Below are 20,617 nucleotides of genomic sequence, written 5' to 3' on the forward strand. Positions count from 1 at the left end.
TCAGCCTTCAGGTGCGACGACCTGAAGGCTGATGTATTCAACAGGGGATCAAAAGCGCGGAATCATCTGCAGGGGCCATTCACATTCATCACGTTTCTGGATGCGAGGCTTTGCTCCAGCGCGTTGCGCACCATGCGTTGCACGTATTGTTGCCTTTCAGAGGAGGAAGCCGTTGCCAGGTTACCCTGCACGAGGGTGGCGGAGATAGTGGAACCACCCTGCATGCCATTGATTTGCACCTGCCAGTTGCGGCCACCGCCTGCAATGGCGCCCTGCACGTCCAGCCGCACGGTACCATACTCAATCCGGAAAGGAGGAAGCCGCCATATATCGGCGAATGTCAGCTGACCGATGGCATTTTGCGCATCGGTGATGTTTTTGTTGGATACTGTTCCCGGATAATTGGGGATGGCACCCTGGGGAGTGATGTTAATAGTACAATTAGGGTCGTTAAACAATTCTGTCCCGGCGGACATCATGGGTTGTGTGTTTTCTGTCATAGTGATAGATTTAAAATGGTGAGGAAATGGTTATTACATTGATGGAGTTATCTCAACAGTGAGGGAATTACAGGAGATATTTTAACGTAGTTATTTTGAGAATTGAATCCTGATGACAATCATCACCACATCGAATGTAGGTAAAAATTCCATTCGAAGAATGTCGTCGCACGGTATTTAAAATATAATGTTGCTTTATATATGATGTGCTGCTGATTTGAGTGTAATCGCGTATTCGTTCTACCGGTTTCCAGGTATCAACTGTGGCTGGGTGGTAGGTCCTTCCACCACAAGTCTGCCGTCTTTTAATATCTTCATCCGGTCGATAAACACCACCCGTTCATCACCCGTTGCCAGCGTGCGGGCATGATATACGCAAAGCATCTCTTTGCCATCAGGGGAATAGGTAATGCTGTTATGACCGGTGCCGGTCACCACACCACCTTTGTCCGTGTTTTGCTGCAATACGGGATTGTTGGCGGCCTTCACAAACGGGCCGAGCGGACTTTTGGCAGTAGCATATCCCACCGCGTAATTTTTGCCCCCGAAATAATTAGCGGAATACATCAGGTAGTAGGTGTCCGCCTTTTTAAAGATGACGGAACCTTCTGTCCACCGGCGGTTGACTTCTCTGGTGGTAACAGAACGGCTTTCCCACGCTGCCTGCTGATCGTCCATTTTTACAGGCGGACGCAGGAGCAGTACCGGTTCTCCGATCACCCCGCTGAAATCAGGTTTTAATTCAACCCCATACACCCAGCTCTCTTCTATGGCCTCGAACCACCCCTTCTTCCTGGCCTGGTCGGCCACTTCACTTTTCACCGGGTGTTTATAACAACAACGGGAGTAATAAAGAAAAATACGACCACTTTTGTCAAACAATACATTAGCGTCTATAACCGGATAACCGGGATCAAAAACAGGTTGGTCAAACAGGTCGGTGAACGGTCCGACCGGACTGTCTGACACTGCCACCCCTATACGAAAATTCTCCACTTCCCTGTTGGGATTGTTTTTCCACTGTGCACTGTAGAACATATAAAACCTGCCCTGGTGTTCATATACCTCCGGCGCCCAATAGGCCCCATTCCAGGCGGCAGTGGAATCACTCCAGCCATTTTTGTTCCCCGCATAAAACACCTGGCCTTCGTTTTGCCAGTGCACAAGGTCGGTAGAAGAATAAGCCGCAAATCCATTTTTAGCCACGCCACCGGTGCCATACATGTAATACTGACCGCCTCGGGTATGCAGCACATAAGGGTCCCCGAATTTTACGGGCAACGGGTTCTGATAGGTGTTCCCGGACTGGGCGAACAACCGGGTGTGATGGAAGAGGAAAGTCAGCAACAGGATGCCCGTGGAAATTTTCATCGCTTTATTCATGGCGTATATGTCAGGTAAACAAATATAACTTCCGGAAATCACAAATGAAAACGATTTTATGTAATTTGCTCCCTGCCAACGGGCATGGTTATACTATCCGCCCTTCAACAGGAGGGATAGTACCTGTAGCATCCATCGTCCGTAAATGTCGAAAAATCTGATCATATAACCCGAACATCAAACCATGGAGCAACCCAAAAATTTTACCAGAGTAGGTAATGTGTACAAAATGAAACCCCAATACGGATTTAGTATTTTCGTGATCCTACTGGCGCTGGCCCTCGCCTTTCTCGGCTTCTATATCAAATCGCCCTGGGTGATGTGGCTGTTTCTTGCCCTGGCAGTGATATTTATACTGAGCGCCTTCACTAAATCGCTGGTGGTAGACATGGACCAGAAGGTGATCAACGTAAAGATGGCCCTGATTAAGCCAGCCTATACGATACCTATCGCGGATATTCAGCAGTTTGAACTGTATTCTCTCAGAACAAATTTTATTACGACGAATACTACCCTGAACGTATACTACCTGAAAGACGGCAAAGAAAAATCAGCCTCCCTGGCGCAGGGCATTACCAAAAGGGCCATGCAAAATATTTTAAACGACATTGAAGAAATAATTGCCAATGATGAGTTTGCAAGATAAGTTGAGGGTGGTAAGAACGCCAGACAGGATTTCGTTACAACCCAATCGTCGATTGGCCGCCGTCCTGAAGCTGTACGCGATCGCCGCCGTGGCGCTCGGTCTGTTGCTGGCCATTTTTTATAGGTGGCTGGGAGAGGGCGTCATCGTGATATGCGCAGCGTTGCTGATCTGTCTCGTCATCCGTGGTTTGGTAGACTATATTTTTTGGTATAACGTGCGCTATGAGTTTGACAAGGCCACCAACGCTGTGTATAGGGAAAACCCGCCGTTCGGCAGAAAGCAGATCATGCGACTGGACGAAATGGTGATCATCACCGGCTCAGCATCCGGCGACTGGTACTATGCGATCGGCATCAAAAAGCAGCAGCTGGTAAAAAACTATAGGATCAGCCCCTTTTTTGGTAGTGCAGGCGTTTACAAGTTAATGATAACGGAATTTGAGGAGGATATACTGGTGCATATTATAGCGCTGTTGCCAGGTTCCGCACACTAACATATTGATGACAACAACTCAATAAAAAGCCGCTTACATCCATCATGTAAGCGGCTTTCCTGTTTTGAGGTGTTACTTCTCCGCAGGCAAACGGTCTGACTGGCTTTTCTTCCGGTTCAACCGGTATACGACGTTGCCGGTATAGATGATACCTTTTTGTTGAAGGCGGTAGTACATTGAATAGTCCGGAACATCCATTTCCTCCAGGGAGATATTGGAGTCGAAGAGATTGTTGATGCTAAAGGTGAGCGACATCCGGTCGCCAAGCAGATCTTTAGAAAACCCAATGTTGGCGCGGTACTGTTGCGCCACTGTTACCTGCACTTCCTGCCGTCTGCCGCGGTAGGTGAAGCTGCCGTCGATGTTCAGGATTTTAGGGAACCGCATGCTCGAACGAACGGTGGTAAACCAGGTGGTGTTATCTGCTGTATAGGTTTTACCGGCATATTCACCACGTTGGGAATAGGAGTACCAATTGATGTCCCATGATAGGCGCCACCATGTATAGGGATTGTACGTGGTGGTCATATCGAGCCCGTACCGATGCTCGTTGCCCATATTGGCCCATGTCCGTACGAAATTGCCATCGGTTTGCGGCTCTATGACCGCGCCGAAGTAGTGGGTGGTATATTGGTAATAGATACCCGGATTTACGCTGAAGCTGCCTGTTTTCTTCAACAGGGCCAGTTCCACGACATGGGTGTACATGGGGTCGATATCCGGATTGCCACGTTGCAGGAACCGCTGGTCCGACAGGCCGGCGAAGGTATTCAGCTGCCAGAACTTAGGGCGGTTGATCCTGCGGCTATAGCTGGCTTGTAAGCTCCAGTCATCTTTGAACCCATATTGCAGGTGCAGGGTAGGGAAGAAGTCGAGGTATTGTTTACGTTTATCGATAGTTTGCTCACGGTCACTGATATGGATAGCGGACAGCTCGCCACGTAGGCCCAGCTGGGCCTCCAGACGTTTCCATTTGTTGCTGTATTGCGCGTAAGCGGCGTATATATTTTCATCATAAAAAAGTTTATTGTTGTTGCCAGCCAGTGGTTTGCCGTCCTGTGCAGCGGAGTATTCGCTCCGTATAGCGCGCCATTGGCCGCGGATGCCTGTCTCCAGCTGGCCGGATGGCAAGGGCTGTTTATAATCGCTCTGCAAATAAATATCCTTGCTGCTCTCGATGTCGCGGGTGATAAGGTTAATGGCATTAGCTTCTGAGGGAAGGTTGAACTGCCGGATATGCTGGTTTTCGTCGTCGTTCCAGAAATCATATTGCATATAGGTGGTCCATTTTCTGTTGGGCTGTTTGAAAGTCCTGACATAGTTCAGTTCCAGCTCATTGAATATCTGCGGCTCCCGGTAGTCTTCCAGCCGGCTGATGACGCTGTCCTGCGTGCCGTGCAGGTTATAGTAACGATAAAGCGAATTGTTGGTGTCTTTATTACGGCGTTTGGTGCGGTAGTAGCTGGCCGTTATGGTGTTTCGTTCGTTGAGGTAAAAATCCGTTCCCAGATAGAAGTTGATGTTATCGGCGTTTAAATCGGCGCGGTTGGTTTGCTGCAGCTGATTGTAAGGACTTTTATTCACCCTCACCATGTCTTCCGCAAGCAGGACGCCCTGATCGCGGTAGCCGATATTCGTGAAGAGATTGAGCCGCTGTGTTTTATAGCTGGCGTTGAGATTGACACTGTTGTTCTTCGGACTGGCAAGACCTGCCTGCAGCGATGCATTGAATCCCAGCGCTGCATTTTTCTTTAGTATGATATTGATGATGCCGGCGCTGCCTTGTGCTTCGTATGCGGCAGAGGGGTTGGTGATCACTTCTATTTTGTCAATGGTGGCGGCGGGGATTTGTGACAAACCGTTGTTCTGCGTTTGCATGGATGGTTTACCGTTTATAAGGACCCTTACGTTCTGGTTGTCGCGTAGGGACACATTGCCCTGTATGTCTACGTTGACGGCGGGCACGTTATTCAGGATATCGTTGGCATTACCGCCTTTTGACAGGATATCCTTGCCCACATTGAACACTTTTTTATCTGTTTTTAGTTCGATGGTGGACTTTTCCCCCTGTACCTGTACGGTCGACAATTGTTTCACGTTGTCAGTCAGGGGGATGTTCCCCAGGTCGGTATTGTTGGGCAGTGTTACCGCCCGGAAGTACGGCGTAAAATTCATTGCCCGGATGTTAAGCGTATAATCGTCTGCCGGAAGGGCCAGACTAAAACCGCCATCAGGGCCGGATACGGTGCGGAACTGCCGGGTGGGGTCTTTTTGGGATTGCAACAGTACGGCAGCGCCGATGACAGGTCCTTTCGCTGTTGCCGACAGGATGCTGCCTTTCAGGGTATAGGTTTGGCTGAATGCCGGGATGGTCATGCCGAGGTAACATAATATCAGGAATATCTGCTTCATTTTACTTGAGTTTCTGCAAATGTGAAGCATTCGGGCAGGCCGTTTGGGGCAAGTCGACCGGCGCCGTATTCCTGACCACAGACAGTGGATTCTTGTGGAAAAATGCGTCTGGCTGCGTGCTGCCCGTTTTCATATGCGGAACGACCAATTTCGTCGACGCTACGGTTGATATGACCTAAAGTTTGCTACTTTTAGATCATGCCTTTAATTGAAAGAATCATACAATTCACCGGTAAATACCGGCTTGCCGCACATCTTATTTATTGGATGAGCGTAACCCTGTTTGCTTCCACCCGGTATGCTGTCAGGGATATGGACCCAATTACCATCGCACAACTCATGTATTTTTTCTCGCTGGGTTTATTTGATATCTGGATCATTGCCCCGACTACCTATTTTCTGGCTTATTTTGTATTACCACGATTGTTGACCGGGAAACATTATTACCGTACGATTATCACATCGCTGGTGGCGCTTTATCTGTTAACGGTGTTATCCCGGTTAAGCGTGGTGTACCTGCTGGAACCGCTTGTCCGTAGAAGGCCTTTTTCGCAGGAGTCGGTGCCGGAAATTTTTACGGACCTGGGGTCGCTGTTTTTTAATTACTTCTTTCAGGCATTTTCCTTTGCGTCTGTATTTATTTTTATCAAACTTTTGATAGATCAATATGTGGTGAATAAACGGGCGATGGAACTGGAGAAGCAGAAGACAGATATCGAGTTAAGGGCACTGAAGGCCCAGCTGAACCCTCATTTTCTGTTTAATACGCTGAATAATATCTACTCGTTGTCTATTCTGCAGTCGCCTAAAACATCGCCTTCCATTGCCCGGTTATCGGAAATACTGGACACGCTGTTGTATCGTTCCGGGAAAATGTATGTACCGGTGTCACAGGAGATCACGCTGTTGCAGAACTACATCGAACTGGAAAAGCTCCGCTATGATGAACGGCTGGTCATTTCCTTTGAGCATCAGATGGAGCGGGAAGTAGCGATCGCGCCACTGATATTGTTGTCGCTGACAGAAAATGCCTTTAAGCACGGCGCCGGCGAAGATGCCGGTTCGCCGGAGATCAGGATTGTGCTGAAGCAGACCGGGGACCGGTTTAGCTTTGAGATCAGCAACACTTTCCGTGAAAAGGTAGACCAGCAGCTGGGGATCGGGTTGGAGAATATCCGTCAACAGCTGGCGTTGCTTTACCCGGAAACCCATACATTTGAAACTACGGCAGCACAGCGGGTATTTACCGCGAAGCTGGAGTTGCATTTAAATCAGCAGGTGTGAAAATAAAATGTCTTATTGTTGACGATGAACCACTGGCCATAGCGCTGTTGCAGAATCATATCGGTCAGTTGAACACCCTGGAAGTGGTGGGCACCTGCTCCAATGCGCTGCAGGCTGCACAGGAGCTTAGAACCAGGCAGGTCGACCTTCTTTTCCTGGATATCAAGATGCCACAGATCACGGGGATTGAATTTCTCCGGACATTGCGGCAGCCGCCGGCAGTGATTTTTACGACGGCCTATCGCGAGTACGCGCTGGAAGGCTATGAGCTGGATATCGTGGATTATCTGCTGAAGCCCGTTACGTTTGAACGTTTTTTCAAAGCGGTGGAACGCTACTATTCCCGCTTTTCTCCGAAAGAATCCCAGGCGGCTACGGTCCGCCCTGTGCTACAGGAAGATCATATCTTCCTGAAAACAGGCAACAAATACAACAGAATCCCCGTCAACGACATCCTCTACATAGAAAGCGTGAAAGACTATGTGGTGCTGCATCGGGCAGATGGCTCCACTTTCATGGCGAAGTATAAAATCGGTGATATGGAAACAACGGTCAGCGATAAACGTTTTTTGCGGATACATCGCTCCTTTATTGTGAACATCGACCGGGTAACGGCTTTCACCCTACAAGACGTGGAGATCGGGAAGCTGGAACTGCCGATAGGCAATAGTTACAGAGAAATGGTTTTCAAAGTGCTGAAAGATGGGGTGTGATGTTTGTGTTTGCGACATTTAACAACTGCTGGTCCCCCGCTGCATTGGCGGGCATTGTACAGTGCCATAGCTGCAGCATACACAACAGTCACCAGCCCTGGGTTTCAGACGTTCCCGGCAGCTTTCGCATATATAAAAATACAGACAGGCATTGACAGGCATGATTTCCTCTTTTTGATATCCGCAATGCGGGCAGGTAATAACGGACTTTAACTGAATGGGTATAGCAGACATAGTTTAACTTTTTTATGATACCGATCTCCTACGCTGTAAAGATACGACTGGCTAAAAAACAATTTCTTTTGGCGGTTAAATATTTAATCGTAATATTGCAATAATACAATCAAAATATGGGAGCAACGAAATCGGATTTATTCACCCGGCAACAGAATGAAATAGCCGCGATGGCCAAGGCATTGGCACATCCGGCCCGTATTGCCATTTTGCAATATCTTGTAAAAAAGAATGCCTGCGTTTGTGGGGATTTGGTGGATGAATTAGGGCTTGCACAGGCCACTACATCCCAGCACCTGAAAGAGCTGAAAACGGCCGGTGTCATTCAGGGTACAATTGAAGGCGCGAGCGTATGTTATTGTATCAACCCGAAAGTATGGAAACAATACAAGGAGCTCTTCAATAGCTTCTTTAAGGATGTTGATTTACAGCAAACCTGCTGTTAATATTTTTTTGTGTAGATATATCGCAATATTGCAATAATACAATAAAAGAAATATCATGGCTACTGATGAACAAATGAAGGCAATCGTAAGGGAGAAATACAGTGAGATTGCCTTACAGGACAAGGATACCAACGCTGCTTCCTGTTGCGGTTCCGGCTGTTGTTCTACCGAAGTATACAATATCATGAGTGATGATTATTCGGCATTGGAAGGTTACAACCCGGATGCAGACCTGGGCCTTGGCTGTGGACTACCAACGCAATTTGCCAAAATAAAGCAGGGAGATACGGTGATAGACCTCGGTTCCGGGGCGGGTAACGACTGTTTCGTGGCCAGGCAGGCTACGGGGGAAACAGGGAAAGTGATCGGCATCGATTTCACGCCGGCCATGATTGAAAAAGCCCGCGCTAATGCAGAGAAGCTGCATTTCAGCAATGTAGAATTCCGCCAGGGGGATATTGAGAAGATGCCCGTCACCGCTAATGCAGCAGACGTGGTAGTCAGCAACTGTGTACTGAACCTGGTGCCCAACAAAAATGGCGTCATCAGCGAAATATTCCGGGTACTCAAACCTGGCGGACATTTCAGTATTTCAGACATCGTCTTACAGGGAACATTGCCCGCTACCATTCAGCAAGCCGCTGAAATGTATGCCGGCTGTGTGTCCGGAGCCATACAAAAGCAGACCTATCTGGAGATGATCGAAAATAACGGCTTCAAAAACATCACCATTCAGCAGGAGAAGACCATCACCATTCCGGACGATATCCTGGCCAACTATCTGCATGCAGCGGAAATAGCTGCATTTCGTACAGGCGACACCGGTATTTACAGCATAACGGTATACGCCGAAAAACCGGCAGATGCGGCTTGCTGCCCTCCGGGCTGCTGCTGATTCGTATCAACGAAATGAGCATTAAAAAACCTACGACGATATCATGCAAAACTGTAATCCGGCCCGGCGTAAACAGCTGGGCTTTCTGGACCGTTACCTGACATTATGGATTTTTGGCGCCATGGCGGTGGGCGTGGCCATCGGATATTTTTTTCCGGCCTCTTCGGGATTTATCAATTCCCTGTCTTCCGGCACTACCAATATCCCGCTGGCCGTGGGCCTCATTCTCATGATGTACCCGCCGCTGGCTAAAGTGAAATATGAAAACATGGGAGAGGTGTTCCGAAACACCAAAGTACTGTCTGTGTCCTTGTTGCTGAACTGGGTGATAGGGCCGGTCCTCATGTTTGTGCTGGCAGTGTTGTTCCTGCATGGCTACCCTGAATATATGACCGGTCTGATTTTGATAGGCCTTGCCCGGTGTATCGCCATGGTGATGGTATGGAATGAACTGGCCGACGGTAATCGCGAGTATGCGGCGGGGTTAGTAGCATTAAACAGCATCTTTCAGGTCCTGTTATACAGCGTTTATGCCTATGTTTTCATTACCTGGCTGCCCGCTGTTTTCGGCATGAAAGGCGTCACCGTGGCCGTGTCCATCGGTGAGATCGCAACAAGTGTGGGCATCTATCTGGGTATTCCGTTTGCTGCAGGTATCATCAGCCGCTACCGTCTTATCGCCTGGAAAGGGGAGAAATGGTTTCAGGAAAAATTCATTCCTGTTATATCCCCTGTCACCCTGATATCCCTGTTGTTTACGATCGTCGTCATGTTCAGCCTTAAAGGTGAATTAATCGTACAGATACCGTTTGACGTGATCAGGGTAGCAGTGCCGCTGGTGATATATTTCGCCGTCATGTTTCTCATCAGTTTTCTGCTGGGTAAAGCCATGGGGGCCGATTACTCCCGTAATGCGGCCATTGCCTTTACCGCTGCGGGCAACAACTTTGAACTGGCCATCGCGGTGGCAATCGGTGTTTTTGGTATCAACTCCGGCCAGGCTTTTGTAGGCGTGATCGGGCCATTGGTAGAAGTGCCGGCGCTGATTGCTCTGGTGAATGTGGCTTTCCGGCTTCGCAGAAAATGGTACAGCACTTCCATCACCAGCGCCAAAGCATAAATAACATCAATATTTATATCTCCCATCATCATGAAAAAAATATTAGTCCTTTGTACCGGCAACAGTTGCCGTAGCCAGATAGCGGAAGGCTATCTCAGATACTTCGCCGGAGACAAGGCGGAAGTATACAGCGCCGGCGTGGAAACACATGGCGTTAATCCGCGCGCCATCGCCACCATGGCGGAAGATGGCATTGATATTTCCGCACATACCTCCAACAACGTTACAGAATACCGGGATATTCCCTTCGATTTTGTGATCACCGTCTGTGACAATGCCAAAGAAAGATGTCCTTTTTTCCCTACTACCGCACAACGGTTCCATGAGAACTTCCCTGACCCTGCGAAAGCCACCGGCAGCGAGGAAGAGATCATGCAGCACTTCAGAACGGTGAGGCAACTGATTAAAGACTATACCCAATCTTTTGTAGCAACGCACCTGTAAATGCAACAGTCGCTAGCCACCATTTGGGAACAGTTCAGCGATGAACTGTTCCAGTAGTGGAGCAGGTTTCAGCTGATCACCCGGGAGGCTTCGTGGTCACCAGGGTGATCACGAAGCTGCATAAAACCAGGTCTGAATTTTTTACATAAGTTTTTTAGGCCTGCAGGGAGATCGCAGTTGCACTTACTATTTTCGTCGGGCAACGGTTTTTAACCCAAACGATTTTTAACCCAAACAAATACTTAACCCACAATAAGCAAATCAGTCGAAAAAAAATCTGTCGCAGCGAACTATCAGAGCTATCGGTATGAGGACCGTCAGTCAGGTCGTGGCACGAGGCAGTGCCGGCACACGCACCTGTTTTCATTTCTATAACAAGTATTAACCCAACGGCCCGCCTGGTGCTGTATAACTTTTGTTTTTATTCTATCACCTCTAATCCACATTACATGAAAAAGAAAGCAATCAAAAAGCTGGCTTTGAGCAAAATCAACATTGCATCGCTGAATGCCGCTGGTCAGGCAAAAATTCACGGTGGTTTGAGAACGACTACCACAGGAGACACTGTTATCACTATCGACGGTCCTAATGACACGGTTGAAACCAGGTGTTTGATTTGCCCTGACTATAACACCAGGCGTTGCTAATCACTCCGGGATGAAATGTGGTGCTGTTGCTTCAGGTGGCAGCACCTGCTACAGCTGCCATCGGCAGCGTTGCCTGTAGCAAAGGTGCGCGAAGAAATTGCTTTAACTCAAATAATTACTTTACCAAAATCTGTTGCAGCGAAACATCTAAGCCGTCAGTAACCTGACGGTCGGGCTGGGCATGGCACAAAGCGATGCCTGCACACGATGCCTGTTGTCATCACTATCATCAGTATTAACCCAAGGGTCCCTCCCGGGACTGTATACCTCTTTTTTTTTATTCTATCACTTCAAACCACAATTACATGAAAAAGAAAGCAATCAAAAAACTGTCTCTGAGCAAAATCAAAATTGCATCGCTGAATGCCGCTTTTCAGGCAAAAGTTCAAGGTGGGAGAAAAACTACCGACGACACTGATCTCACTATTGACGGCACTAACGACACGGCGGAAACCTTTTGTGTGTTTTGTGTAGGCACCAGGAGAAATTGTTGATCATCATCCTGGAAAAATGTGTGCTACCGCTTCGGCGGTAGCACCTGCTACGACAGCTTTTATTCTATCACCGCTAATGCTAACACATGAAAAAGAAAGCAATCAAAAAACTGGCTTTAAGCAAAATTAACATTGCCTCGCTGAATGCCGCCGCGCAGGCAAAAATCAACGGCGGCCGGACCAGGCCCACAGAACCGACCGACACGATTGACGGACCTAACGACACCGCCGAAACCAGGTGTTTGATCTGCCCCGATTTTAATACCAGACGCTGTTAATCATCCAGAAAAGAAAGCGGTGCTGTCGCTTCGGTGGCGTCGCCGCTTTCTACTGTTTACTCATGATTATTCCTGTCCGGCGGCGTCGCTTGCAGCAAGTAACGCACGAAGAAGTCGTTGCGCCTGCTGCGGCCATAAGGCCCACCATCGCTGTGTCCCATACCTGGTATCGGCAGAAACTCAAAAGTTTTGTTGCTCCTGATCAGGGCGTTCACCACACGATAGGTGGATTCCGGCGGCACATTGGTGTCGGCTTCTCCCACCATCAGCAGCAGATCGCCTTTCAGTTTACCGGCGTTGGTGACGTTGGATTGTTCTTCGTAATGTTTACCCACCGGGTATCCCATCCACTGTTCATTCCACCATTGTTTATCGACGCGGTTATCATGACAGCCACAGGAGGCTACCGCGGCCTTGTAGAATTCCGGATGAAAGAGAAGGCCGCCCAGTGCGTTTTGTCCACCGGCAGAAGTACCGTACAGGCCCACGCGGGTCGTATCTACAAACGGATATTTTTCAGCCAGGGCTTTGATCCAGCGGATACGGTCCGGGAAACCGGCATCAGCCAGATTTTTCCAGCATACATCATGAAATGCCTTGGAGCGGTTGGCAGTGCCCATCCCGTCTATCTGTACCACAATAAAGCCCAGGTCTGCCAAACGTTGCATGTCGATATAGTAACTCATGAAACTCTTCGGTACAAAGGCATCATGCGGCCCTGCATAGATGTTTTCGATGACGGGGTATAGTTGGGTGCTGTCGTAGTCGGAGGGCCGGCACATGATGCCCCAGATGTCTGTTTTCCCGTCCCGGCCCCTGGCATGGAAGGGCACCGGGAAAGGCACGCCTATGGCCTGCCAGGCACTGACATCGGCCCGCTCCAGAATGGTGATGAGTTTTCCGTCAGCGGTGCGCCGTAATTCATTCACCGGCGGAACATTCACCTGGGAGTATTTATCGACATAATATTTCCGGTCGGGGGAAAAATACACCTGATGGTTGCCTGCTGCGGGAGTGAGCTGGGTCAGTTTATTACCGTCGAAGCCTATACGATAGTAATGGACAAAATACGGATCTTCTTCCGGCTCCATGCCACCGGCGCGGAACCATATCTCCCGTTTCTTTGCATCTACGCTGTCGATGCCGCGTACCACCCATTCGCCCTGGGTAACCTGCTTCTTTACGGTACCAGTGAGGGTATTGACAAGGTAAATGTGCCGCCAGCCGTCTTTTTCGGAGGTCCACAGCATTTCGTTGGTCTCCGGCAGGTAGTGGGTATAAAGACGGGACTCATAGATAAACGTAGCTGACCGCTCGTCCAGTATGGTACGGGTAGTGCCGGTATAGGCATCCGTTTCGATGACGCGAAAACGCTGATGGCCCCGGTCTACTTTCTCATACAAAAAATAACGGGGCTGGTGTTGCCGCCAGTGCAGTACCGGCGGGCCGAAGAAGTCCAGCGGCTCCGCATCTGTCTTTATCACTTTTTTATCAGCGATGGAGAAAATGTACATCTGATATTCCGGAAATGGGTCGCCTGGCTGCTTATAGGGCTGCGAACGCAGCTGCCCACGGGTGGTGCCCGGAACATCCGTCAGGATATGATATACCGCGGAATCGATGACGGGACGCGTGAGATAGCCCACCAGGTACCTGCTGTCCGGCGACCAGGCCAGCGCTTCATAGCGGGCCGCCTGCCCGCTGTCAGCGCCATTGGTGGTCAGCTGTGTCAACGAGCTGTCTTTGGTGGATTGAATATAGACGTTGCCGTTAATAAGGCGGGCGATCCACTGTTTGTCGGATGACACGGAATCAGTCTCAAAGTCCTGCCACCGGGAAGGGCCTCGCTGTGCTACCTGCGACTGTGGCGTGCTGCCTGTTATCAACTGGTTTATCCTGACGGTGTCCTTTATTTCTTCTTTACGGCCGGTGAGGGCATTGACCAGATAGTAGATTTTCGTTGTGTCCTGACTGTTAGAAACGGTATACCAGCATTGTGTTCCGCCGGGAAGCCAGCTGGCATCTACGTTATGCCGGAATACTTTTTTGCGGGTAAGGCTGTCCAGCAGCTGTACTTTACGGTAGCGTTGTATGACTTCCGCATGATCAGGCCGATACTGTTGTTGTGCCGAAAGAACGGTGGAAGAGAGGCTGCACCAGGCAAGCGCCCCCAAAAATAAGCTGTATTGCATAAGGCTATCGTGTGCTAACGCGTAAATATAATGATCGTAAGGTCCGGTTGTTAACGGTTATTGATGAATTGTAGCCGGATATTGCCTTAAAATTACAGCATACGGGCATAGCGCCTCGCCGCAAATATTTTGTCAGACACTGCGAATATAGATCAGCCTCACTCAAATATTCATCTGCTCCCCATGGGATGTGTCTGCGGCCTACTTTTACGTCAGATTTAAAATTCAACGCACATGAAACAGTTAGAAAAACTGGTTACCAAAAAGGTAACATCCCCGGAAAGTATCAAAGGTGGCCTGTATCAGCTCTCCATGGAAATGGCCGACGATCAGGAAAGGACCACGCAGAGTTCTGCTACCTGGAATGGTCAACACTATGTAACTGACTGCCGGAATGACCCTAAGTAATCAGTACCCCCCGAAAAAGTATCGTAAACCATCAAAATTTGAAAAACAATGAACAAACTGACAAAACTGAACGCGAAAAAGATCGAATCCCTGGAAACTATTAAGGGTGGCCTTTATCAGTTAACCTCTGAGCTGGCTGATTCCGAAGCCTGCGGAACCACTATTCACTCGCCAACGCATTACTCAGGTCCTGATGTTTACCTGTGTGATCACAAACGTGACAATTAATAACATCTCCTTCCGTCATTCGAATGACCGGAAACAAGGGACTGCCGGTATCTTCCGGCAGTCCTTCCTTCCGGTGATCAACGCCATACCATGTCTCAAAAGATCCTCATATTAAGTCAATCACACCTCGAAAGCACGACCGATCATGTTTGCCTCTGGATGGATTACCTGCAAATACCATTTCTGCGGGTCAACGGAGAGGACTTTTTTCAGTTTGAAAACCTGGGAGATCTTCCTGATAATACAGCCATAGCAGCGGTCTGGTACCGGAGGAAGATCAACAGTTACCCTGTGGAATATAGCCTTAAACAGCCGGACTTCCACACGCAATACACGCTGAAACGCTTTCTGATAGATGAGTTCAACGGAATACATTCGTTCCTGTTCCATACCATCGACCGGCACAAATGGCTGAATGACCCCATCACAGAAGACAGGCTGAATAAACTGCATGTGTTGGCATTGGCGCGTCAACATGGTATTCCCACGCCCTTCACAGAAGTGGTGACCACCAGCGTGGCCATCGCTGCACTGCTGGAAAATTACCGGGAACTGATTGTTAAACCGCTCAGTGAGTGCATTTTCCTGGAAGACGCCGATGGTGATCAATACAAGATGCTCACCAAAACCATTAACAGCGCTAATCTGCGCATGGTGCCGGAGAAATTTTTTCCTTCCCTGGTACAGGAAAAAATCGTCAAGAAGTTCGAGATACGGACCTTCTACCTGGATGGCGAATGCTATTCTATGGCCATTTTTTCCCAAAACAACCGGAAAACCAAAGAGGATTTCCGCAACTATGATACACAACGACCTAACAGAACGGTCCCTTATAAATTGCCCGTGGAGCTGGAAAAGAAGCTGGACGGGCTGATGAAATCACTGGGCTTCCGGACAGGCTCCATCGACCTGATGGTGGACATGGAAGGCCAGTATCATTTCCTTGAAATCAATCCTGAAGGGCAGTTCGGCATGGTGTCTTATCCATGTAACTATTATCTGGAAAAGAAACTGGCCCGGTTACTCCATAAAAGCATATCGCATGAAGAAGAAATTCACCAGCAACCTCAGAGAAAAGAAAGGACTGCCGCTGTCGCTGTATTTCCTGGAGAAAGTTGAACGGCAGCCACCCGGCCCCATCCTGAAGTTTGAAAAAGCCGCTAAAATTAACGCAACAGGTTTCGAGCTCTTTAACTTTTACAAAGTGATATCCAAATTCTGATGGAATATTTAAACATATACGCTAACTGCCGGATAGTAAAAGGCGCCGGTATGTCGCTGCTCTGCGATCTACAGCTGCGCAGGTATTACCACATCCCCAATGACACGGCGGACGTATACCTGTTCCTGCAGCAACATGCGATTGAAGAATGTGTGGCGCATTATGGGGAAGACAACCGGGAGACTATTGAAGGTTACATTGATTTTGTGATCAGCCGGGAACTGGGATTTAAAGACCATCAGCTGTTGCCCGAACTCACCCCACTGGACCTTAGCTGGGACCGCTATGCTGATGTTACCAATGTGATCATTGAATACAACGATGCGATAGACTATACCGCGTCTTTCTTCCGGGAATTGTTTGACCTGCATGTGCAGGCGCTGGAAATCAGGTACTATCATGCCGTGTCATTAGATAACATTCGTGCCTTTGTAGAGCGGTTCAATGGTACAACCCTGAAATATATCAAGCTGGTATTGCCCTACGATAAGTCGCAGGACCTGCAGCTGCTGGACAAACTGGTGAAACAATATCCACGGATAAAGTCGTTGCTGATACACTCGTCGCCGGAGCTGCGGCAGGATAAAATATTTGACGGCTCGGTACCGGTCGTGTTCTTCGACAGGCCTGTCAATTCCTGTACGGCCTGCGGCGAAATCCGTGCGAATTATTTTGTTTCCAATCTGGAACTGTTTACCGAAAGCCAGCATTACAATACCTGTCTCAACAGAAAACTGAGCATTAACCTCAACGGATATATTAAAAACTGCCCCTCGATGCAGGAAGACTTCGGGCATATAACCACCGCTTCACTGCGGCAGGTGCTGGACAATCCGTCATTTCAGCGTTATGGCAGCATCCGCAAAGATGATATCGCCGTGTGCCGGGACTGTGAGTTCAGGCATGTATGCACCGACTGCCGGGCTTATGTGGAAGACCCTGAGGATATTCATTCCAAGCCGCTCAAATGTGGCTACGACCCGTATACCAATGAATGGGAGGAATGGACGCAACATCCCATGAAACAGACTGCCATTGCCTGGTATGGATTGAAAGAGACAAACAACTAATATGAAGCTGAAGACATTCCCTTTTTATACGCAGCCGGACAGGAAGGATTGTGGGCCTACCTGTTTAAAAATCGTCAGTAAACACTATGGCCGGTTGACAGACATCCAGGTCATCCGGTCGCTCGCGGAAACCACGCGGGAGGGAAGTTCTTTGCTGGGGCTGTCCACCGCCGCTGAAGGGTTGGGGTTTAAAACGCTGGCGGTAAAGATAGACTTCAATACGCTGGTGGAAGAAGCGCCGATGCCTTGTATTTGTCACTGGGGACAACAGCATTTTGTGGTGGTGTATAAAGTGAAGAAATCAGCAGGGCGTGTATTCGTGTACGTATCTGATCCGGCGTACGGACTGATAAAATACACGCAGCAGGAGTTCATCAATGGCTGGATGGGACGAGGCAAACAGGCCGAAGATGAAGAAGGAATAGCGCTGTTGCTGGAACCGACGCCTGTATTTTATGAGGCAGAAGCGGAGGCCCCGCGTAACAGGAAGGACTTCTCCTTCCTGTTCAGTTATTTTCTCAGCTATAAAAAACTGATCGTACAGCTGGCGGTTGGCTTGCTGGCAGGCAGCCTGCTGTCGCTTATTTTTCCTTTCCTGACACAGAGCATCGTAGACATCGGCATTCAGAACCACGACCTGAATTTTATCTACCTGATACTACTGGCGCAGATCATGCTGTTCATCGGTAGAACGGGCATAGAAATGATCCGTAGCTGGATTTTATTGCACCTGTCCAGCCGGATCAACATTTCCATTGTCTCTAATTTTTTCATCAAGATAATGAAGCTTCCGATCAGCTACTTTGATACCCGGATGACCGGTGATATTATGCAGCGGATCAATGACCACCAGCGGATAGAACAATTGCTGACAAACTCGTCGCTTAATACGCTTTTTTCCCTGGTGAACCTGGTTATCTTCAGCATCGTACTGTTGCTGTATGACTACCGGTTGTTCCTCATTTATCTGTTGGGAGCAGCTTTATCAGTAGGATGGATAGGCTTCTTCCTGAAAAAAAGAAAAGAACTGGACTATAAACGGTTTTCACAGGTATCTCAGGAGCAGAGCAAGGTGATTGAACTGGTGAACGGAATGCAGGAGATCAAGATGCACAACGCCGAAAAGCAAATGCGCTGGGGTTGGGAGTTTATGCAGGTGAAGCTGTTTAAAATCCGGCTAAAGGCCCTGTCGCTGGAGCAGTGGCAGATGGTGGGCGCCAATTTCATCAACCAGATGAAAGACATCTTCGTCAGTTTCCTCGCCGCCAAATTGGTACTGGATGGCAATCTGACACTGGGCATGATGCTGTCGGTGCAGTACATTATGGGGCAGTTGAATGGCCCGCTGATACAGCTGATAGATTTTGTGAAACAGACACAGGACGCGAAGATAGCACTGGAGCGGCTGGCAGAGGTCCACAGCAAAGACGACGAAGAGCAGGCGGATATGCAAACGTCGATGGACATACCAGAAGAGGATATTGTCCTGAACGATGTCTCCTTCAGGTACGTAGGCGCCGGCGCATCGGTTTTTGAGCACCTGAGCCTGCGTATCCCTCATCGTAAGACGACAGCCATCGTAGGAGCCAGCGGTAGTGGTAAAACAACCCTGCTGAAGCTGCTGATGAAATTCTACGAACCGGGTGAAGGTGATATCAGGATCGGGAACTTACAGCTGCAGCATGTATCCCCGCGTCACTGGCGCGATCAGTGTGGTGTGGTGATGCAGGAAGGTTATGTGTTTAATGATACCATCGCCAAAAACATTGCCATAGGGGTGGAGGACATCAACCGGCAGCAGCTTAAAAAAGCAGTGGAAGTGGCATGTATTAAGGACTTCATTGAAACGCTGCCGCTTAGTTACAATGCCAAAATCGGCAACGAGGGTATCGGTATCAGCGGGGGACAGAAACAACGCCTCTTTATCGCCAGGGCCGTTTACAAAGCACCGGAGTACATATTTTTCGACGAGGCTACCAGCGCGCTGGATGCCAATACAGAGAAGGCGATCATGCATAATCTTGAAGGTTTTCTGAAAGGGAAAACCGCGGTGATCATCGCTCACCGGTTATCGACCGTAAAAAATGCAGATAAGATCATTGTACTGGACAAAGGGAAGGTGGTAGAAGAAGGTAGTCACGATGAACTGGTGGCGCTCAGAAAAGAATATTACAGGCTTGTAAAAAATCAATTGGAACTTGGAAACTAAAAAAGAAATACTGGACACTATCCATCTGCATTCAGAAGGGGTGCAGGATATTCTGGCGCAACCTCCGAACTGGATGGTGCGCTGGGGGAACACGACCATCTTCCTGCTGCTGCTGCTGGTGTTGCTGATGAGTTACCTGATAAAGTATCCGGAGTTTGTACCGTCGCAGGTCATCATCTCCTCACAAAATCCACCGGAGAAGCTGGAAGCACGCTCGAACACCAGGATTGAAGAGATCTTTGTGGAAGACCATCAGCGGGTGGCGAAGAACCAGATACTGATGGTATTACAGTCTACCGCTGACTACCGGGATGTGATCCGGCTGCGAAACATTATGGACTCGCTGGGCAACAAGGGCGCAGCACATTTCCCGCTGGGCATGGTGGCAGGCTTTAAGTTGGGTGACATCCAGGCAGACTATAACGCTTTTGCCAAAGCGCTGACAGAGGAACAGTTATATGCCCGGCTGCAGCCCTATTCCCCTGATTATGCGGCGGCCGACAGAGGGCTGGCGGAGTCGCGTAGCCGGATACGTACGCTGCAACAGCAGAAAATGCTGGAGCAGTCGAAGTATGAAGTCTCCAAAAGAGAATGGGAGCGGTATCAGGAGCTCTTTAAAGAAAAGGTGGTGTCACCGGCGGAATTAAATCAGGAGAAAATAAAATTCTTACAGGCAGAACAGAACCTCGAAAACATCAATATTTCCATATCACAGCTGCAGGAAGGCATGCTGGGCATGGAAAAAACACGCAGTGGCGCCGCCATCAGCGCACAAAAGGATAAAATCAACCTGTCGTCGCAGACGGGGCAACTGTTGGAACAGCTACGGAAGTCGCTCAACGCCTGGGAACAGAATTATCTGTTGACTTCCTCCGCCACCGGAGTAGTGAGTTTCCAGCAGTTCCTGGGAAAACACCAGTTTGTGAAAACCGGAGATATATTGTTGTCCGTAATGCCGGATGATAAAGATGTGCTCATCGGCCGCTTACAGGTGCCTGCCACCAATTCCGGGAAGGTGAAAGCAGGGCAGAAGGTATTGTTTAAACTGGAAAACTATCCTTATCAGGAATTTGGTATGGTGGAAGGAAAGGTGAAAAATATCGCCAATGCGCCGGATAAAGATGGCAACTACTATGTGAACGTGGTGCTGACCAACGGTCTGCAAACATCTTTTCATAAAACGCTTACCTTTGACAAGGAGCTGAAAGGTAATGCAGAAATAGTAACGCAAGACCTTCGGTTGATAGAGCGCTTCTTTTACCAGCTGCGAAAGTTGTTGCGGCCGGGCCGGTAAGAAAA

22 protein-coding genes are annotated in these 20,617 nt (G+C 48.9%); 17 read left to right on the forward strand and 5 right to left on the reverse strand.

Features of this window, described 5'->3' with window-relative positions; translation table 11 throughout:
• Positions 1-62: 62 nt before the first annotated feature.
• Together ICL55_RS05590 and ICL55_RS05595 are read right to left on the reverse strand one after the other, a co-directional pair.
• Positions 63-500 (reverse strand): hypothetical protein, encoded by a 438-nt coding sequence (locus ICL55_RS05590; protein ID WP_188095046.1) that lies wholly within the window; start codon positions 498-500, stop codon positions 63-65.
• Positions 501-740: 240 nt separating this feature from the next.
• The gene (locus ICL55_RS05595) at positions 741-1,883 is read right to left on the reverse strand and encodes a glycoside hydrolase family 43 protein (protein ID WP_188095047.1); all 1,143 of its coding nucleotides are present in this window, start codon (positions 1,881-1,883) and stop codon (positions 741-743) included.
• Between the two features lie 229 nt (positions 1,884-2,112).
• On the opposite strand from ICL55_RS05595, the gene ICL55_RS05600 reads away from it, so the two are divergent.
• Both ICL55_RS05600 and ICL55_RS05605 read left to right on the forward strand, forming a co-directional pair.
• Positions 2,113-2,529 carry an EbsA family protein gene (locus tag ICL55_RS05600; protein ID WP_188095048.1) on the forward strand — a complete coding sequence of 139 codons (417 nt, stop codon included), beginning with the start codon at positions 2,113-2,115 and terminating at the stop codon, positions 2,527-2,529.
• Positions 2,510-3,022 (forward strand): hypothetical protein, encoded by a 513-nt coding sequence (locus ICL55_RS05605; protein ID WP_223151317.1) that lies wholly within the window; start codon positions 2,510-2,512, stop codon positions 3,020-3,022. Before ICL55_RS05600 ends, ICL55_RS05605 begins: the two co-directional genes overlap by 20 nt.
• Before the next feature lie 72 nt (positions 3,023-3,094).
• On the opposite strand, the gene ICL55_RS05610 is transcribed toward ICL55_RS05605, so the two are convergent.
• Positions 3,095-5,434, reverse strand: coding sequence for an outer membrane beta-barrel family protein (locus tag ICL55_RS05610; protein WP_188095049.1), 2,340 nt, complete (start codon positions 5,432-5,434; stop codon positions 3,095-3,097).
• Between the two features lie 198 nt (positions 5,435-5,632).
• On the opposite strand from ICL55_RS05610, the gene ICL55_RS05615 reads away from it, so the two are divergent.
• Together ICL55_RS05615 and ICL55_RS35535 are read left to right on the forward strand one after the other, a co-directional pair.
• Complete coding sequence (locus ICL55_RS05615; protein ID WP_188095050.1) at positions 5,633-6,718, forward strand: sensor histidine kinase; 1,086 nt, start codon at positions 5,633-5,635, stop codon at positions 6,716-6,718.
• Positions 6,715-7,431 (forward strand): response regulator, encoded by a 717-nt coding sequence (locus ICL55_RS35535; protein ID WP_188095051.1) that lies wholly within the window; start codon positions 6,715-6,717, stop codon positions 7,429-7,431. The genes ICL55_RS05615 and ICL55_RS35535 overlap by 4 nt, the downstream gene beginning before the upstream one ends.
• A gap of 18 nt (positions 7,432-7,449) precedes the next feature.
• On the opposite strand, the gene ICL55_RS35385 is transcribed toward ICL55_RS35535, so the two are convergent.
• On the reverse strand, positions 7,450-7,665 hold the full coding sequence (locus tag ICL55_RS35385) for a GDCCVxC domain-containing (seleno)protein (RefSeq protein WP_281392437.1): 216 nt from the start codon (positions 7,663-7,665) through the stop codon (positions 7,450-7,452).
• A 116-nt stretch (positions 7,666-7,781) separates the two neighbouring features.
• On the opposite strand from ICL55_RS35385, the gene ICL55_RS05625 reads away from it, so the two are divergent.
• The 7 genes from ICL55_RS05625 to ICL55_RS05655 all read left to right on the forward strand — a co-directional run bounded on the left by ICL55_RS05625 (position 7,782) and on the right by ICL55_RS05655 (position 11,989).
• Positions 7,782-8,111 (forward strand): ArsR/SmtB family transcription factor, encoded by a 330-nt coding sequence (locus tag ICL55_RS05625; RefSeq protein ID WP_188095052.1) that lies wholly within the window; start codon positions 7,782-7,784, stop codon positions 8,109-8,111.
• A gap of 55 nt (positions 8,112-8,166) precedes the next feature.
• Complete coding sequence (locus tag ICL55_RS05630) at positions 8,167-9,006, forward strand: arsenite methyltransferase (protein ID WP_188095053.1); 840 nt, start codon at positions 8,167-8,169, stop codon at positions 9,004-9,006.
• Positions 9,007-9,049: 43 nt separating this feature from the next.
• Positions 9,050-10,126: an ACR3 family arsenite efflux transporter gene (arsB, locus tag ICL55_RS05635; protein WP_188095054.1), complete on the forward strand. Its 1,077-nt coding sequence runs from the start codon at positions 9,050-9,052 to the stop codon at positions 10,124-10,126.
• Positions 10,127-10,156: 30 nt separating this feature from the next.
• The gene (locus ICL55_RS05640) at positions 10,157-10,570 is read left to right on the forward strand and encodes an arsenate reductase ArsC (protein ID WP_188095055.1); all 414 of its coding nucleotides are present in this window, start codon (positions 10,157-10,159) and stop codon (positions 10,568-10,570) included.
• Positions 10,571-11,019: 449 nt separating this feature from the next.
• The gene (locus ICL55_RS05645; RefSeq protein WP_188095056.1) at positions 11,020-11,217 is read left to right on the forward strand and encodes a class I lanthipeptide; all 198 of its coding nucleotides are present in this window, start codon (positions 11,020-11,022) and stop codon (positions 11,215-11,217) included.
• A gap of 305 nt (positions 11,218-11,522) precedes the next feature.
• Positions 11,523-11,711 carry a class I lanthipeptide gene (locus tag ICL55_RS05650; protein WP_188095057.1) on the forward strand — a complete coding sequence of 63 codons (189 nt, stop codon included), beginning with the start codon at positions 11,523-11,525 and terminating at the stop codon, positions 11,709-11,711.
• Between the two features lie 86 nt (positions 11,712-11,797).
• Complete coding sequence (locus ICL55_RS05655; protein ID WP_188095058.1) at positions 11,798-11,989, forward strand: class I lanthipeptide; 192 nt, start codon at positions 11,798-11,800, stop codon at positions 11,987-11,989.
• 56 nt (positions 11,990-12,045) lie between these two features.
• Here the strand turns inward: ICL55_RS05655 and ICL55_RS05660 are convergent, their stop codons facing one another.
• Positions 12,046-14,181, reverse strand: coding sequence for a S9 family peptidase (locus ICL55_RS05660; RefSeq protein ID WP_188095059.1), 2,136 nt, complete (start codon positions 14,179-14,181; stop codon positions 12,046-12,048).
• 234 nt (positions 14,182-14,415) lie between these two features.
• Between ICL55_RS05660 and ICL55_RS05665 the strand changes: the two genes are divergently transcribed.
• The 6 genes from ICL55_RS05665 (at position 14,416) to ICL55_RS05685 (ending at position 20,612) form a co-directional block, all read left to right on the forward strand.
• The gene (locus ICL55_RS05665) at positions 14,416-14,589 is read left to right on the forward strand and encodes a hypothetical protein (protein ID WP_188095060.1); all 174 of its coding nucleotides are present in this window, start codon (positions 14,416-14,418) and stop codon (positions 14,587-14,589) included.
• A 48-nt stretch (positions 14,590-14,637) separates the two neighbouring features.
• Positions 14,638-14,817: a hypothetical protein gene (locus tag ICL55_RS35070; RefSeq protein WP_223151319.1), complete on the forward strand. Its 180-nt coding sequence runs from the start codon at positions 14,638-14,640 to the stop codon at positions 14,815-14,817.
• Between the two features lie 90 nt (positions 14,818-14,907).
• Positions 14,908-15,936 (forward strand): grasp-with-spasm system ATP-grasp peptide maturase, encoded by a 1,029-nt coding sequence (gene gwsG / locus ICL55_RS05670; RefSeq protein WP_188095061.1) that lies wholly within the window; start codon positions 14,908-14,910, stop codon positions 15,934-15,936.
• A 102-nt stretch (positions 15,937-16,038) separates the two neighbouring features.
• The gene (gwsS, locus tag ICL55_RS05675; RefSeq protein WP_188095062.1) at positions 16,039-17,109 is read left to right on the forward strand and encodes a grasp-with-spasm system SPASM domain peptide maturase; all 1,071 of its coding nucleotides are present in this window, start codon (positions 16,039-16,041) and stop codon (positions 17,107-17,109) included.
• 1 nt (position 17,110) lies between these two features.
• Positions 17,111-19,318, forward strand: a complete 2,208-nt coding sequence (locus ICL55_RS05680; RefSeq protein WP_223151321.1) for a peptidase domain-containing ABC transporter — start codon at positions 17,111-17,113, stop codon at positions 19,316-19,318.
• Positions 19,308-20,612 (forward strand): HlyD family secretion protein, encoded by a 1,305-nt coding sequence (locus tag ICL55_RS05685; protein WP_188095063.1) that lies wholly within the window; start codon positions 19,308-19,310, stop codon positions 20,610-20,612. Before ICL55_RS05680 ends, ICL55_RS05685 begins: the two co-directional genes overlap by 11 nt.
• Positions 20,613-20,617 lie beyond the last annotated feature (5 nt).

The sequence above is a fragment of the Chitinophaga varians genome, from assembly GCF_014529945.1.
Lineage (GTDB): Bacteria > Bacteroidota > Bacteroidia > Chitinophagales > Chitinophagaceae > Chitinophaga > Chitinophaga varians.

Bases quoted from the DNA above. Each gene is read 5' to 3' on its own strand.
- ICL55_RS05605 (WP_223151317.1), top strand. From the start codon at position 2,510: ATGATGAGTTTGCAAGATAAGTTGAGGGTGGTAAGAACGCCAGACAGG.
- ICL55_RS05615 (WP_188095050.1), top strand. From the start codon at position 5,633: ATGCCTTTAATTGAAAGAATCATACAATTCACCGGTAAATACCGGCTT.
- ICL55_RS05590 (WP_188095046.1), bottom strand. From the start codon at position 500: ATGACAGAAAACACACAACCCATGATGTCCGCCGGGACAGAATTGTTT.
- ICL55_RS05650 (WP_188095057.1), top strand. From the start codon at position 11,523: ATGAAAAAGAAAGCAATCAAAAAACTGTCTCTGAGCAAAATCAAAATT.
- arsB (WP_188095054.1), top strand. From the start codon at position 9,050: ATGCAAAACTGTAATCCGGCCCGGCGTAAACAGCTGGGCTTTCTGGAC.
- ICL55_RS05595 (WP_188095047.1), bottom strand. From the start codon at position 1,883: ATGAATAAAGCGATGAAAATTTCCACGGGCATCCTGTTGCTGACTTTC.
- gwsS (WP_188095062.1), top strand. From the start codon at position 16,039: ATGGAATATTTAAACATATACGCTAACTGCCGGATAGTAAAAGGCGCC.
- ICL55_RS05610 (WP_188095049.1), bottom strand. From the start codon at position 5,434: ATGAAGCAGATATTCCTGATATTATGTTACCTCGGCATGACCATCCCG.
- ICL55_RS05600 (WP_188095048.1), top strand. From the start codon at position 2,113: ATGAAACCCCAATACGGATTTAGTATTTTCGTGATCCTACTGGCGCTG.
- ICL55_RS05680 (WP_223151321.1), top strand. From the start codon at position 17,111: ATGAAGCTGAAGACATTCCCTTTTTATACGCAGCCGGACAGGAAGGAT.
- ICL55_RS05625 (WP_188095052.1), top strand. From the start codon at position 7,782: ATGGGAGCAACGAAATCGGATTTATTCACCCGGCAACAGAATGAAATA.
- ICL55_RS35385 (WP_281392437.1), bottom strand. From the start codon at position 7,665: ATGTCTGCTATACCCATTCAGTTAAAGTCCGTTATTACCTGCCCGCAT.
- ICL55_RS05665 (WP_188095060.1), top strand. From the start codon at position 14,416: ATGAAACAGTTAGAAAAACTGGTTACCAAAAAGGTAACATCCCCGGAA.
- ICL55_RS05655 (WP_188095058.1), top strand. From the start codon at position 11,798: ATGAAAAAGAAAGCAATCAAAAAACTGGCTTTAAGCAAAATTAACATT.
- gwsG (WP_188095061.1), top strand. From the start codon at position 14,908: ATGTCTCAAAAGATCCTCATATTAAGTCAATCACACCTCGAAAGCACG.
- ICL55_RS05645 (WP_188095056.1), top strand. From the start codon at position 11,020: ATGAAAAAGAAAGCAATCAAAAAGCTGGCTTTGAGCAAAATCAACATT.
- ICL55_RS05630 (WP_188095053.1), top strand. From the start codon at position 8,167: ATGGCTACTGATGAACAAATGAAGGCAATCGTAAGGGAGAAATACAGT.
- ICL55_RS05660 (WP_188095059.1), bottom strand. From the start codon at position 14,181: ATGCAATACAGCTTATTTTTGGGGGCGCTTGCCTGGTGCAGCCTCTCT.
- ICL55_RS05640 (WP_188095055.1), top strand. From the start codon at position 10,157: ATGAAAAAAATATTAGTCCTTTGTACCGGCAACAGTTGCCGTAGCCAG.
- ICL55_RS35070 (WP_223151319.1), top strand. From the start codon at position 14,638: ATGAACAAACTGACAAAACTGAACGCGAAAAAGATCGAATCCCTGGAA.